This is a genomic window from Paenibacillus sp. NFR01 (genome assembly GCF_900111565.1).
GTDB lineage: Bacteria > Bacillota > Bacilli > Paenibacillales > Paenibacillaceae > Paenibacillus_AQ.
This window is the reverse complement of record NZ_FOIK01000001.1, coordinates 1,765,304-1,778,686: the sequence shown is the minus strand read 5'-3', so window position 1 is coordinate 1,778,686 and position 13,383 is coordinate 1,765,304. Positions and strand designations below refer to the sequence as shown.

The 13,383-nt window shown below is 53.0% G+C and carries 13 protein-coding genes and 1 pseudogene; 11 read left to right on the top strand and 3 right to left on the bottom strand.

Going from position 1 to position 13,383, the window contains the following annotated elements:
* Positions 1-134: 134 nt before the first annotated feature.
* Together BMW84_RS08220 and BMW84_RS08210 are read left to right on the top strand one after the other, a co-directional pair.
* The gene (locus tag BMW84_RS08220) at positions 135-2,102 is read left to right on the top strand and encodes a glycoside hydrolase family 127 protein (protein WP_091066493.1); all 1,968 of its coding nucleotides are present in this window, start codon (positions 135-137) and stop codon (positions 2,100-2,102) included.
* A 727-nt stretch (positions 2,103-2,829) separates the two neighbouring features.
* Positions 2,830-3,561 (top strand): ZIP family metal transporter, encoded by a 732-nt coding sequence (locus BMW84_RS08210; RefSeq protein WP_091066488.1) that lies wholly within the window; start codon positions 2,830-2,832, stop codon positions 3,559-3,561.
* A gap of 164 nt (positions 3,562-3,725) precedes the next feature.
* On the opposite strand, the gene BMW84_RS08205 is transcribed toward BMW84_RS08210, so the two are convergent.
* Both BMW84_RS08205 and BMW84_RS08200 read right to left on the bottom strand, forming a co-directional pair.
* The gene (locus tag BMW84_RS08205; protein ID WP_091066485.1) at positions 3,726-6,161 is read right to left on the bottom strand and encodes a glycoside hydrolase family 94 protein; all 2,436 of its coding nucleotides are present in this window, start codon (positions 6,159-6,161) and stop codon (positions 3,726-3,728) included.
* 138 nt (positions 6,162-6,299) lie between these two features.
* On the bottom strand, positions 6,300-7,361 hold the full coding sequence (locus BMW84_RS08200) for a LacI family DNA-binding transcriptional regulator (protein ID WP_091066482.1): 1,062 nt from the start codon (positions 7,359-7,361) through the stop codon (positions 6,300-6,302).
* 143 nt (positions 7,362-7,504) lie between these two features.
* Here BMW84_RS08200 and BMW84_RS08195 point away from each other — a divergent pair, with 143 nt between their 5' ends.
* The 6 genes and pseudogenes from BMW84_RS08195 to BMW84_RS08170 all read left to right on the top strand — a co-directional run bounded on the left by BMW84_RS08195 (position 7,505) and on the right by BMW84_RS08170 (position 11,348).
* Entirely contained in the window at positions 7,505-7,954 is a 450-nt protein-coding gene (locus BMW84_RS08195) for an ASCH domain-containing protein (RefSeq protein WP_091066480.1), read from the top strand.
* 32 nt (positions 7,955-7,986) lie between these two features.
* Positions 7,987-8,901 (top strand): helix-turn-helix transcriptional regulator, encoded by a 915-nt coding sequence (locus tag BMW84_RS08190; protein WP_091068180.1) that lies wholly within the window; start codon positions 7,987-7,989, stop codon positions 8,899-8,901.
* Between the two features lie 74 nt (positions 8,902-8,975).
* Complete coding sequence (locus BMW84_RS08185) at positions 8,976-9,506, top strand: DinB family protein (protein ID WP_091066478.1); 531 nt, start codon at positions 8,976-8,978, stop codon at positions 9,504-9,506.
* The gene (locus BMW84_RS08180) at positions 9,493-10,092 is read left to right on the top strand and encodes a YdeI/OmpD-associated family protein (protein WP_091066476.1); all 600 of its coding nucleotides are present in this window, start codon (positions 9,493-9,495) and stop codon (positions 10,090-10,092) included. The genes BMW84_RS08185 and BMW84_RS08180 overlap by 14 nt, the downstream gene beginning before the upstream one ends.
* A 73-nt stretch (positions 10,093-10,165) precedes the next feature.
* A pseudogene (locus tag BMW84_RS08175) lies at positions 10,166-10,902 on the top strand (tRNA(His) guanylyltransferase Thg1 family protein).
* Positions 10,903-10,904: 2 nt separating this feature from the next.
* A complete protein-coding gene (locus BMW84_RS08170) occupies positions 10,905-11,348 on the top strand; it encodes an ATP-binding protein (protein ID WP_091066474.1) in 444 nt (147 codons plus the stop codon).
* 95 nt (positions 11,349-11,443) lie between these two features.
* On the opposite strand, the gene BMW84_RS08165 is transcribed toward BMW84_RS08170, so the two are convergent.
* A complete protein-coding gene (locus BMW84_RS08165) occupies positions 11,444-11,812 on the bottom strand; it encodes a helix-turn-helix domain-containing protein (protein WP_091066472.1) in 369 nt (122 codons plus the stop codon).
* 196 nt (positions 11,813-12,008) lie between these two features.
* Between BMW84_RS08165 and BMW84_RS24730 the strand changes: the two genes are divergently transcribed.
* From BMW84_RS24730 to BMW84_RS25145, 3 genes are read left to right on the top strand one after another with little or no spacing between them, the layout of a single operon-like run.
* A complete protein-coding gene (locus BMW84_RS24730; RefSeq protein WP_175498707.1) occupies positions 12,009-12,719 on the top strand; it encodes a hypothetical protein in 711 nt (236 codons plus the stop codon).
* Positions 12,667-13,206: an accessory gene regulator B family protein gene (locus tag BMW84_RS08160; RefSeq protein WP_175498706.1), complete on the top strand. Its 540-nt coding sequence runs from the start codon at positions 12,667-12,669 to the stop codon at positions 13,204-13,206. Before BMW84_RS24730 ends, BMW84_RS08160 begins: the two co-directional genes overlap by 53 nt.
* On the top strand, positions 13,203-13,334 hold the full coding sequence (locus tag BMW84_RS25145) for a hypothetical protein (RefSeq protein WP_302848090.1): 132 nt from the start codon (positions 13,203-13,205) through the stop codon (positions 13,332-13,334). The genes BMW84_RS08160 and BMW84_RS25145 overlap by 4 nt, the downstream gene beginning before the upstream one ends.
* The last annotated feature ends 49 nt before the right edge of the window (positions 13,335-13,383 follow it).

Here is a 13,383-nt window from a genome sequence, read left to right as displayed (position 1 = left end):
GAGCACCTCCAAAAGTGTTAATTTTCAGTGTGAAATAATACAAAAAATCAGTTGTCTTTCCTGATGTTATTTCTCCATTCTAGCCGATATAATTGCAATTGAAAAGAAACGGAGCCAACGGGAGGACACTAAAAATGGTCAAAAATGCAAGCGCCGCCCCAAAAACGGCAAGCCTGAAATCCGTCATTCGCGACAATTTCTGGGATCAATATATTAAGCTGGTGCAGGATGTGGTTATTCCCTACCAGTATGAAGCGCTGCATGACCGGGTTCCGGATGCCGAGCCGAGCCATGCGATCGCCAACTTCGAAATCGCGGCAGGACGCCGGAGCGGGGAATTCCACGGCTGGGTGTTCCAGGACAGCGATGTTGCGAAATGGCTGGAGGCGGTGGCCTATTCGCTCCGCATCAAACCGGATCCCGAGCTGGAGCGGCAAGCGGATGAAATGATTGACCTTGTCGGCGAAGCCCAGCAGCCTGACGGATATTTGAACACGTATTTTACGATCAAGGAACCGGGCAAACGCTGGACCAATCTGGCCGATTGCCATGAGCTGTACGTCGCCGGGCATTTTATCGAAGCTGCCGTCGCTTATTATGAGGCCACCGGCAAGGACAAGCTGCTGAACATTATGATCAAGATGGTTGATTATGTATCCGAGGTCTTCGGGCCGGAGGAAGGTAAGCTGAAGGGCTATGACGGCCATCAGGAGATCGAGCTGGCGCTGGTGAAGCTGTACCGCCTGACCGGCGAAGAACGTTATCTGGAGCTGGCCCGTTTCTTTATCGACCAGCGCGGGCAGCAGCCGAACTTTCTCTATGAGGAATGGGAGCGGCGCGGCCGTTTGACGCACTGGAGTCCGAATCCGACCTCAAGCTTTGATCTGCGTTATCTTCAAGCCCATGTGCCGGTAACCGAGCAGACCGAAGCATCCGGCCATTCCGTCCGTGCCGTATACATGTATACCGCCATGGCGGACCTGGCTGCTTTATATCATGACAATGCCCTGCGTGAAGCCTGCGAACGCTTGTGGAACAACACGACCGAAAAACAGATGTACATCACGGGCGGCATCGGCTCTACCCATCACGGCGAAGCGTTCACCTTCGATTATGATCTGCCGAACGATACGGGCTATGCGGAGACCTGCGCTTCGATCGGGCTGATCTTTTTCGCGCGGCGCATGCTGGAGCTGACCCCGGATGCCCGGTATGCGGAAGTAATGGAACGGGCACTGTACAACAATGTGCTTGGTTCCATGGCCCAGGATGGCAAACATTATTTCTACGTGAACCCGCTGGAGGTCTGGCCGCAAGCCTGCCGTCACAATCCGGGCAAACATCACGTGAAGTCTGAACGCCAAGGCTGGTTCGGCTGCGCCTGCTGTCCGCCGAATGTGGCCCGCCTGCTGACCTCGCTGAACGAATACCTCTATACGGTGCATGGCGATGTCTTGTACGTGAATCTGTTCATCGGCAGCGAGACTAAGGCCCGGCTGGGCGGCGTCGATACGGTGATTGTCCAGCACAGCAACTACCCTTGGGAAGGCAAAGTGTCGCTTGAGATCCGCCCGGAAGCTACTTGTGAATTCGGCATCGCATTGCGCATGCCGGCATGGAGCGAAGGTTTTGCACTGAAAGTTAACGGCGAAGCACTCGAAGTCGCTGGACATATTGAGCAAGGATATGTAGTTATCCGCCGCACCTGGAAGGCCGGCGATGTGATCGAAGCAATGATGCCCATGACGACGCACCGTGTCTACGCGCATCCAAGCCTGCGCGCAGATGCCCACAAGACGGCCATCCAGCGCGGCCCACTGGTGTACTGCCTGGAGGAAGCCGATAACGGCGAGCCGCTCAGCTCGATTGCCTTGAAGGAAGAAGCAGCCTTCAACGAGTCATTCGATCCGTCCCTGCTTGGCGGCGCGATCGTCATCGAAAGCGAAGGCCTACGGACGGATGAAGCCGCGTGGAACGGCGGCTTGTACGCCAAGGCGAAAGCGCCGCTCCGGCCGGTCAAAGTGACAGCGGTGCCGTATTACCTGTGGGGCAACCGCGGCAGCGGCGAGATGAGCGTTTGGGTGCCAGAAGCGAAGGCGTAAAGAGGTAAGGGGAGCATGGAGCGGGGGAGCTGGCTCTTGGAGGAGCACCGGACGAGAAGCCAGTGGCGAGCGGCTTTTGCGTGGATCAGGGCCGTAGAGGCTCGGAAAGGGGACCCCTTCTGCATATCGCTCGGCTCCCGACCGCAGCGCTCCACTCATCGCCAGCTCGTGACCGCACAGGCTCGGGGAGACAGCGCTACCGTATTTCGCGCGGCTTTTGGCCACAGGCTCCGCTCATCGCCCGGAAGACGCGGCGCTCCGATCCCGTTCGTGTGTAACGGACCTGAGCGCCTTTATTTCCGCAAAAATCGCTTATTTCCCGCTGTAACGGACTCCAGCGCCTTTATTATGGATATGTGGCCTATTTTATAGCCTCATATCCAAAAATAACGGCGCTTAGGTCCGTTATCCTGGAAAAAAGGCGATTTTCAGCTAAATAGCGCCTCCTGTGTCCGTTAGGCCAGCAGCGGCTCATCCAAGCACATGTTTTTTGCGCAGCATGAGGTTTGAAGTGCGATGCATGAACCAGATGGAGGTAGCCTTCGAAAATGCTTAATTTTAAAGCTCACACGGTTAGTTTCAAAGCTCACGTATAGTTAGTCTCAATACTTACAGTTTGAGCGAATGGGTCTTCGGGTTGACGTAGACATTTTGGCAGGACCTGTCCTGTTTTTCCGCTTCGCGCATAGGATGAACCAATAAGGTTTGTTGAAGCGGGGAGGAAATGATGAATACGGCGATAATGGGAAGTCTGGCGACTGTCCTGTGCACGGCATTCGGGGCGATCCCGGCCACATGGTTCACCCGGATGTCGCACCGGGCCAAAGATATTTTGCTCGCTTTTACGGCCGGCATTATGGTCTCTGCTTCTACGTACGGGCTGATTCCGTCCGCTTTGAAGCTGTCCAATCTGTTCGTGTTATCCGCCGGCGTTCTGGCAGGAACTGCTGTATTGCTGCTGATGGAGCTTTTTGTGCCGCATGAGGATCCCCGCCACGGTGCCGCAGAGGCCGCCTTGCCGTCCGGCTCGGCTTTCTTTCTGCTCGCTATGGCCCTGCACAATCTGCCTGAAGGCCTTTCGGTAGGGGTCAGTTACGGAAGCTCCAGTCAGCAGCTTGGGGCTATCGTTGCGCTCAGCATCGGGCTGCAGAATATACCCGAAGGTTTTCTGACGGCATTGTTTCTGATAACCCGGGGGATGGGAAAAAAACAAGCGATGGGCTGGACCGCCCTGACCGGCGCGGTGGAGTGGGTCTTTTGCGGAATCGGCTACGCATTTACGGACGGATTTGCCGCGGTCGTTCCCTACGGCCTGGCGTTTGCGGCAGGAGCGATGTTGTTCGTGGTGTACAAAGAGCTGATTCCGGAAAGTCACGGGGACGGGAACGAGCGGGCATCTACATTGGCGTTCATCGTCGGGCTTTTGTTCATGATCGGCATGACGCATGTATTGAAATAGCGATAAAAAAGCAGAGGTCCGCATCTTGAACATGCGAACCTCTGCTTTTTGGTTTGAAAAGGGTACTGCCGCGCTGCAGGGCGCCTCACGCGGCAGTTTTTTGCAAAGGGCCTGATCCATCTTCTAAGTCCAGACCTCACTTTGCGGGCCAAAACTTAATTAACTTAACCCAATTCTACAACGACTTGGTGCACGGCGCCGTCGCCCACAGGAGCGATAACGTTGCCTTCCACTTTGTTGCCGTCCAGCGTCAGGCTGGCCACGCCTTTGGAGACATGGTTCGGGTTCTTGATTTCGATAACGTACGTGTCGCCGCGGAAGACGCGGGTAATTGTAAAGCCATCCCATGCAGCCGGGATACAAGGATCTACCTTCAGGCCGCCGAAGTCAGGCTGAATGCCGAGGATCGCTTGCGTAATCGCTACATAGTTCCATGCGGCTGTACCGGTCAGCCAGGAGTTTTTCGCTTCGCCGTGGCGTACTGCATCTTTGCCGGCGATCATTTGCGAGTAGACGTATGGTTCCATGCGGTGCACTTCGCTGATGTCTTCGAGGTACGCCGGAGCGATCTTGGAGTACACTTCGAAGGCTCTGTCGCCGTGGCCCAGAACGGTTTCACCGATCATGATCCATGGATTGTTGTGGCAGAAGATACCCGCGTTTTCTTTGTAGCCTGGAGGATAAGTGGAGATTTCGCCCAGGTTCAGGTAGTACTTGGAATACGGCGGCTGTTGCAGCACGATGCCGTATTTGGTGTCCAGACGTTCAGCTACGGAAGTCAACGCTTTGGCAGCTTGACCGCCTTCCACGCCGATGCCGGCCATGACGCAGATGCCTTGCGGCTCGATGAAGATTTGGCCTTCTTCGTTCTCTTTGCTGCCGATCTTGTCGCCGTAATGGTCGTAAGCGCGCAGGAACCAGTCGCCGTCGAAGCCGTGGGTCAGCGTGATTTGGCGCATGTTTTCAATCTTCGCTTCCGCGTCAACCGCTACGTCGCTCAGACCGCGCATGCGGCAGATTTCGGCATAATCCGGTCCAACGAAGACGAACAGACCCGCGATAAACACGGATTCGGCTACGCGGCCTTCGATGTTGGCGGTCGTTTGGAACGATTCGCCCGGCTCGGTGGAGAAACAGTTCAGGTTGAGGCAGTCGTTCCAGTCGGCGCGGCCGATCAGCGGCAGGCCATGCGGTCCGAGATTATTCGTGACATGCTCGAAGGAACGTTTCAAGTGTTCAAACAGCGTAGCGGTGTTGTCCGGGTTGCTGTCGAACGGCACTTGCTCGTCCAGGATCGACATGTCGCCGGTTTCCTTGATGTAAGCAGCCGTACCGAGGATCAGCCAGAGCGGATCGTCATTGAAGCCGGTGCCGACTTCGTTGTTGCCTTTTTTGGTCAGCGGCTGATATTGGTGGTACGCGCTGCCGTCTTCGAATTGGGTTGCGGCGATGTCCAGGATACGCTCTTTGGCGCGTTCCGGAATTTGATGCACAAAGCCGAGCAAATCCTGGTTGGAGTCGCGGAAGCCCATGCCGCGGCCGATGCCGGATTCGAAGTAGGAAGCGGAGCGGGACATGTTGAACGTAACCATGCATTGGTATGGATTCCAGATGTTAACCATCCGGTTCAGCTTGTCGTCGCCGCTGTTGATTTGGTATTTGGACAGCAGGTTATCCCAGTGCGCTGCAAGTTTAGCCAGAGCCGCGTCGACTTGCTCGTCGGTCGCGAAATCCGCGATCACGGACAGAGCGCGTGTTTTGTTGATGACGTTCAGGGATTCCCATTTCTCTTCTTCCGGATTTTCGATGTAGCCGAGTACGAAGATGAAGCTTTGTTCTTCGCCTGGAGCCAGGTCGATATTCAGGGCGTGGGAGCCGATCGGCGACCAGCCGCTGGCAACAGAGTTAGCCGCTTCACCGGAAGCGACAACCGTCGGGTTGTCCAGGCCGTTGTACATGCCCAGGAACGTATCGCGGTCCGTATCGAAGCCGGCGATGTCTTTGTTGACCGAATAGAACGCATAGTGGTTTCTGCGCTCGCGGTATTCGGTTTTGTGGTAGATTACGGAATTCTCCACTTCAACCTCGCCGCAGCTCAGAAGGCGTTGGAAGTTGGTCATGTCATCTTGTGCGTTCCACAAGCAGAATTCGGCGAAGGAGAACAGTTTCACCGATTTTTGCGCGGTGCCTGTATTTTTCACGGTCAGGCGGTGAACTTCGGCATTGTAGCCCATTGGAACAAAAGCAAGCTGGTTCACGGAAATTCCGTTGCGCTCGCCGGTAATGGACGTGTAGCCCAGGCCGTGGCGGCATTCGTAGAAATCCAGGTCGCGTTTGACCGGCATCCAGCCCGGTGTCCAGAAATCGCCGTCGTCATGCAGGTAGTAGTAACGTCCGCCATTGTCGAGCGGGATATTGTTGTACCGGTAACGGGTCAATCTTCTGAGGCGGGCGTCGCGGTAGAAGGTGTAACCGCCGGCAGTATTGGAGATCAGGCCGAAAAATTGCTCATTGCCGAGATAGTTAATCCACGGATATGGGGTTTTTGGCGTGTTGATGACGTACTCTTTGCGAAGGTCGTCAAAATTTCCGAATTTCATGAGAGAAAAGTCTCCTTTCAATTGTGAACGCGCGTTTATGGATTTGAATAAAAAATTCCCCGGGGCCTAGGGAGGTACTCCGGTTTCATCCGGAAAGAGAATAGCATTTTGCCCGGCTATGCTCTTTCGGTGGAACCCTTACTGCTCCGGCTTCGGCGGCTGGCAGGAATCCCTGAGCACTAGCCGTGCCGGAAAGCTGATTGTGCTGAAGGTCGGCTGCTGCGAATCGCACAGCTCGATGATCTTCTCGACGGCAGCCTTGGACATCTCATAGATCGGCAGTCTTACGGACGTGAGCTTCGGATGAATGCGGGAAGCAAGCTGCACATCGTCGAAGCCCACGATGGACATTTCCTCCGGGACCGAGATGCCGAACTCCGAGAACGCTTCCATGGCGGAAATAGCCATATCGTCGTTGGCGGAGAAAAAGGCGGTGGGCAGCGGGAGGCCGGAGGCCAGCAGCTGCTTGACTTCAGCATATGCTGCTTCCTTAAGGAAGTCTCCCTTGAGGATGTATTCCTCTTTCGGCGCAAGACCGTGGCGTTTTAAAGTATCCACATAGGCGCTATAGCGTTCCCGTCCGGAATAGGTGTTCATGCGTCCGCAGATCATGCCAATTTCGGTGTGGCCGAGGCCGATCAGGTATTCGATGGCTTCGACTGTACCGTCATAATCCTTGGAGTTGACAATGGCCAGATGATTGCGGTCCAGATGCTCCGACATAATCTCCGAAATGTCGTAATCGATCAGCACGAGTGGTGCTTCGAGACCGACCATCTCCCGGACGATATCGATATCCTTCTGGGTACCGACGATGATGCCGCCGTCGATGCGCTTTTGCAGAAACGCCTGCTTGACCTTCGGGAAATCATCGGGAGAGTACACCGTATGAATCAGTACGTAACAGCCGCGGGCATTCGCCGTGTCAACGACGGCATCGACGAAAGGCGCAAAATAGTTGTTCTGATAAATCCGGGTCGTATTCTCTTTCTCGTTCATGCTGACGGCAAAAAGTCCGATCGTATCCGTCTTCTTGCCGGCTAGCGCCCGGGCAAAGCTGTTCGGCTCGTATTGATGCTGCTCGATGATCTTCAGCACCTTGGCCCGGGTTTCCTCAGGGACATTGGAATAATTGTTGATCACGCGGGAGACCGTGCTTCGGGACACCCCGGCGAGTCTGGCGATATCTTCGCTGCGCATAAATTGCCCCCTTAATAAACGCGCGTTTATGAGCCTATTTTAAAATAGATTCCGGAGGAAAGCAATGGCTTTGCACAATAATCTTTGCCGATATACTATTAAAACAATAGTTTGTAAAAACGACCGCTTAGGAGAATCTTTACATGCGATGCATTACGATACGCCAGCCCTGGGCGACGCTGGTCGCTCTGGGAGAGAAGCATTACGAAACACGCAGCTGGGCCACCCGGTATCGCGGCGATCTGGCGATCCATGCCGGAAAAGGCCTTGACCGCAAAGCTTGCCTAGCAGAGCCTGTGCGCAGCATACTCGCCAAACACCGATATCATGCGGACAATCTGCCGAGAGGTGCGGTGGTGGCTGTAGTTACACTTGTCGACTGCTGGACGGCTGAAGCCGGAAGTTCCGGCGAAGGGGCTGTGCTGCGCAAGGAAGCCCTATCCGAAAGCAGACCGTTATCGGTTCAGGAACAAGCCTTCGGCGATTTCGCCCCCGGCCGAAAGGCATGGGAGCTTGCCGGGGTCCGCCCGCTGCAGGCGCCGGTCCCGGCAAATGGACGGCTTGGACTCTGGGAGTGGGAGCCCGTCCTTTAATGATTCTAATCGAAGCAGGCGGGGGGATAAGTATGAAACTGGAACGTTTGATTTCCATCATTTATAAGCTGCTGAATCACGAGGTATTGCCGGCCTCCGCGCTCGCGGAAGAATTCCAGGTCTCTCCGCGGACGATTTACCGGGATATCGACGCGATTTGCGCGGCAGGTTTTCCCGTGGTCTCTTATCAGGGGACGAAGGGCGGGTTCGGCATGATCGAAGGGTACAAAATGGATAAAAGCCTGCTTCGCTCCTACGATGTCGATGCGTTGATCACCGTGCTTCACGGCCTTTCGACCGTGTTTGACGATGACCAGGCATTGGGTACCATTGAACGGCTGCAAACCGTCGGCCCCGAACGGCATACGCCGAACCTATCGGTCAACTTCACGACTCGGCGAAACGATCCAGAAGCGCTGCGCCTTCTGCGTACGGGCATCACGGAACAGAGGATTATCCGGTTTGATTACGTCAATGCCAACAACGAGCGGACGACCCGAGAGCTGGAGCCGGTCCGGCTGGATTTTAAGTACAGCAACTGGTATGTGTACGGCTTTTGCCGAGCCCGCCGGGAATACCGGGAGTTCCGGCTGTCGCGGATGCTGAATCTGAAGCTTACCGCCGGATTTTTTGCAGCACATAACGTATCCCGGGAAAATCCGGCCAACAGCTTCGATGTTCAGACGTCGATGGAGGAAGTGGTCATCCGGGCCCGTCCGGAGGCGCTTTCGGAGGTGCTGGACCACTTTCACCTGAGCGAAAAGCAGTTTCACGAAGACGGAAGCTTAACGCTGCGGATTCTCGTAAGCCAGCCGCTTGAAGCCAAATGGCTGTGGGCGATCCTGCTCAGCTTCGGCAGCGGGGCGGAGGTGCTGGAGCCGCCGGCGCTTCGGGGCATTCTTAGGGAACAACTGCAAAAGGCGCTTCAGCAATATAAGGAAGTATGACGGTCTGTTGTCATACTTCTTTTTTTATGATGGAGACAGATCACACACATCAGAAATGAAAGGAGAAGATGAACATGAGTTATCCCGCTGAAATGTACCGTTATCACGACTGGGCCAACCAAACTTTATTGAACCGCATTCAGGAGCTTCCCGTTTCCGTGCTGGGCCAGGAAGTAAACAGCTCGTTTCCTACGCTGGCGCATGCCTTGAGTCATATCTATGCAGTCGATAAACTGTGGTATATGGTCTTGACCGGCACCGGCATGCCGGAGGCGCTGCAGGCCACGTATCCGCTGAACGGACAAATTGTTCCTACTGTTGAAGAGTATCGGCGTCGTTTTGCGGAGCTGGCCGGTGAATTTGAAGTTTGGTTCCGCGAACCCCGGGATCTGGAGCAGACGATCGTGCTGAATAATCCTTATGCCGGCGTGCGCAATACCCGCTTGGCCGAGATTGTGCTGCATCTGGTGAATCACGGAACGTACCACCGGGGGAATGTGTCGACGATGCTGCGCCAGCTTGGCCATGCGTCGACCATGACGGACTATATCTTCTATTTATATCAGGCGGGAGAGGCGCAGTTTCCACAGCATGAAGTACGATAACGAACCGCTGCTTGTGGCCCAGTCCAGGGAAGAACTAAGATCGTGGCTTATAACTAATAGCACGGTCGAGCGCGCCTGCTGGGTTTCTGTCAGCATCACTCCGCAGCCCAGAACGCTGCTCTACCTGGATGCGGTCGAAGAAGCATTGTGTTTCGGATGGATCGACGGGATCAAGAAAAAGCTTCACGACGGGGTTTTGTCGCAGCGGCTGTCACCCAGAGCTCCCGGAAGTTCATGGACCGAGCTGAATAAGGAGCGCGTCCGTAGGCTTCAGCGGCTGGGGTTAATGCGTGATGAAGGAAGAAGGGTGCTCCCCGATCTGGGGGAAGCATCATTCCAAATCGATCCGGGGATTGAGCAGGCGCTGCGGGAGGACCGCGAGGTATACGAGAATTTCATGGCTTTTCCGGCGCTTTACCGGCGGGTACGGATCGACACCATCCAGAGCGCCAAGAAGCAGCTGGAGGTATTCAGGAGCAGACTGGAGAAGCTGATTGCCTGCACGAAGGCAAATAAACTGTACGGGCAATGGAATGACGGGGGCCGATTGTTGCCAGCGCTCGAACCGTGGGAGAGATTCTGTTGATTACCTTTTCCAATATCTCTTATAATTGGATAAGCCGTAATGGCGGAATCTCACGGATAGTAGAGGGGCAGATATGAAAAAAGACGATTTTGGCAACCGGATGAAGGGTTACGAAAATATTTTCAGGCAATCTTTGCCTGAGCGGATGCCGGTCATCATCCGGATCGACGGCTCGCATTTCCATAGCTATACACGCGGTATGGTTAAGCCATTCGACGAAAGCTGATCCAGGCTTTCTGGAAGACATGCATCTACCTGGCGCAAAACATTATGGGCTGCAAGTTGGTTTACCATCAAAGCGATGAGATATCCATACTCCTCACCAACTATGACAAATTGACGACACAATCGTGGTTCGACAATAATCTCCAGAAGATGGTTTCGATCTCTGCGTCCATGGCTACGGCCAAATTCAATGAGATCGTCAGGGAGGTTTATCCCGGCAAACCGCTTGCAACGTTCGACAGCCGGGCATGGGTGCTTCCACAGGATGAAGTGACAAATTATTTCTTGTGGAGACAGCAGGATGCCTCCAAGAACAGTGTTTCTATGGTTGCGCAGGCGCATTTTCCCCATAAGGAGCTTCAAGGCTTGGATAGCAAACGGCTTCAGGATAAGTTGTTTCTGGAGAAAGGGATAAACTGGAACGACCTACCTGTCTGGCAAAAGAGAGGGGCCTGCATCATCAAGCAATCCTATACCAAGGGAGAAGCAGTGCGGAGCAAATGGGATGTCGATGATCATATCCCTGTGTTTAGCCAAAACAGAGAATATATTAACCAACATGTCTATCTTTCAAAGGGCGAATAAACATGGAATGTATCATTTTGACCGGCATCCAAGCCTCCGGAAAGTCGACATTTTGTAAAGAAAGGTTTTACAACACGCATATGCGGATCAATCTGGATCTGCTGAGGACCCGGCATCGCGAGAATGTATTTCTTGAAGCCTCGTTTCGTACCAGCATGTCTTTTGTAGTGGACAACACGAATCCTACAGTAGAGGAACGAAAGAAATATATTGATCTGGCCCGGAAATACAATTATAAAATCATTGGATACTACTTCGAACCCAATTATGAACTATCGTATGAACGGAACGAGCGTAGACAAGGTAAAGAAAAGGTTCGCGAGGCGGGCCTCAAGAGTACTTTGAAAAAACTGCAAATGCCTGCTTACGCTGAGGGTTACGATGAACTTTATATTGTAAGATCTACTCAAGACAGATTTGACATCGAAGCATTGCCTAATGAATGAAAAAAGAGCATCTTATACTGCGTTCCGACAGTAAACGTCCGGACATCAAAAAAGCCTTGAAGAATCAAGGCTTTTTTGGTGTGCGCTGTGTGCGCTCAGTCTTTTTCCGATTTCTTCATGTCCCAGAACATGCCTTCCAGCACCCGGCTGATCCGCTCCCGGTCATCGTCGTCGATGGGGACGCCGTCAAACATGATCGGCAGCGGCTGGTCCAGGAGCACTTTGAAATCGAGCCTGTCTTTATCCGTGGCCCAGTCCGGAACAAATTCATCGGAAGTAATATAATCAAGGGGAATATCGAAATAATCGGCAATTTTTTGCAGTGCCGCCACTTGCGGATCTTTCGTCCGCCCGTTCAGAATTTGGGTGAGTGTCGTATAAGGGACGCCGCTTACCTTGGATAGCTTGTATCGGGTAAGCTTATTCTCATTCATAAGAGCCATGATATTATCGGATATGCTCATCTGTCACCTTCATTCATTGTCAATGATTTATCACTCAATGGAGATAATATAACTCAATCACGTTAGGGTGTCAAGAAATCGCGGGACAGTACGCAAATTTTATGCAACTTTCCAAAAAAATTAACCCTATAAAATTCAGCTTTATTCTATAATTAGATTTGAAGATTTTAATATTTGTTGGATGGTGGCTAAAGGAATGGATAATGTGATTTTTATTGGTATCGGGGTAATTGACGCGTTTGCAGTGTTGACGCTGATACTGAAGCTTTTCATGCTTCCCGTGGGAGAGTACCGCAATAAACTGCTTATTTTCGCAACTTTTATTTCCCTGTTTTCGTTTACAATGCGTATGGTGCTGGGTATCCCGGCGTTTGACCTGCCTCTGCAGTATGTTCTTTTTGTTTTGTTTTACCGTTTCGTTATGCAGATTAAAGTCCATATTGCCACGTTTATCGCCGGGGCCGGAATCAATGCCTACGCGATTATACAATTGTCTGTCTATTATCTCTACGTATGGTCCGGGATAACGCATACCAAGATTTTAAGCGAGAACGTAGGATTGCAGGTGTACATTGTACAAGCCACCGCAATTCTTGTCACGCTGCTTATCTCTTTCGCGCTCAGCAAACTGGGGTACGGGTTCTCGTTCATTATTGTGCCGCCGCATGACTTCCTGAGAAAAGAAAATTATTTCTCGAACAAAAATCTGGCGATGATCGCCACAAGCACAATATCGTTATTCACTGTATTTGTAATGATGGTGCTGCTTTATGCCGCTGAACCTTTGGGTCTCTTGGCAGCTGCGGCCGTTGCGTTTGGGCTGTCATTTTATTTTTCCAGATGGAGTGACAAGGATGACACTAGAAAAGCTGTCGAGGCATATCGCGCTAAAAATAAAGCAGTATGATCCCGACGGTCCGGGATCCGTCGAAGTTCTCGAATACGGGATCGGCCTGAAGCTGAACCTCTACGCCGGCATATTGTTGACGGTTCTGTTCGGTGTACTATTCAGCGATGTTCTTAGCGCCTTGCTGGCGCTGGGAGCGTTTATTGCCCTGCGAAAATTTTCCGGCGGCGTTCATTTGCCGATTACAGTTTGTTCGATCGTGACCGGATTAGGCGCCGCAATCCTTCCGTTGATTGGCGTAGACGGCAACATGCGCTTGATCCTTGATACCGCGACCATCGCCGCGCTATTGGCGTTTGCTCCCCATCATTTCGAAGTTGTGTACCGGGCACGCGAGGAGAACGTCATGCTCGCCAAATTGACGGCTATCGGGCTGGTGCTTCTCAATCTATTGTGGATTCAGTCATCGATCATCTCGATGGCTTTTGCAATCCAGGCAGTTCTGATCCTGCCCATTTTCCCCAAGAAAGGAGGTGTACCCTCATGAAGAAGCTCGCCCGCTTTCTGGCGGAACGGATCGATAAGTCCGCGCGCAAATCCGTCGGCACCAATAAAACCATTATCGGGAGCCTTAAGGTTCCGGCCGAACTCATTCCGGTTAAAAAGAGCGAATAGGTTATGAAGGAGCCGAGGAAAATCGCTGCACTGAAGGTTGGCGGGGATG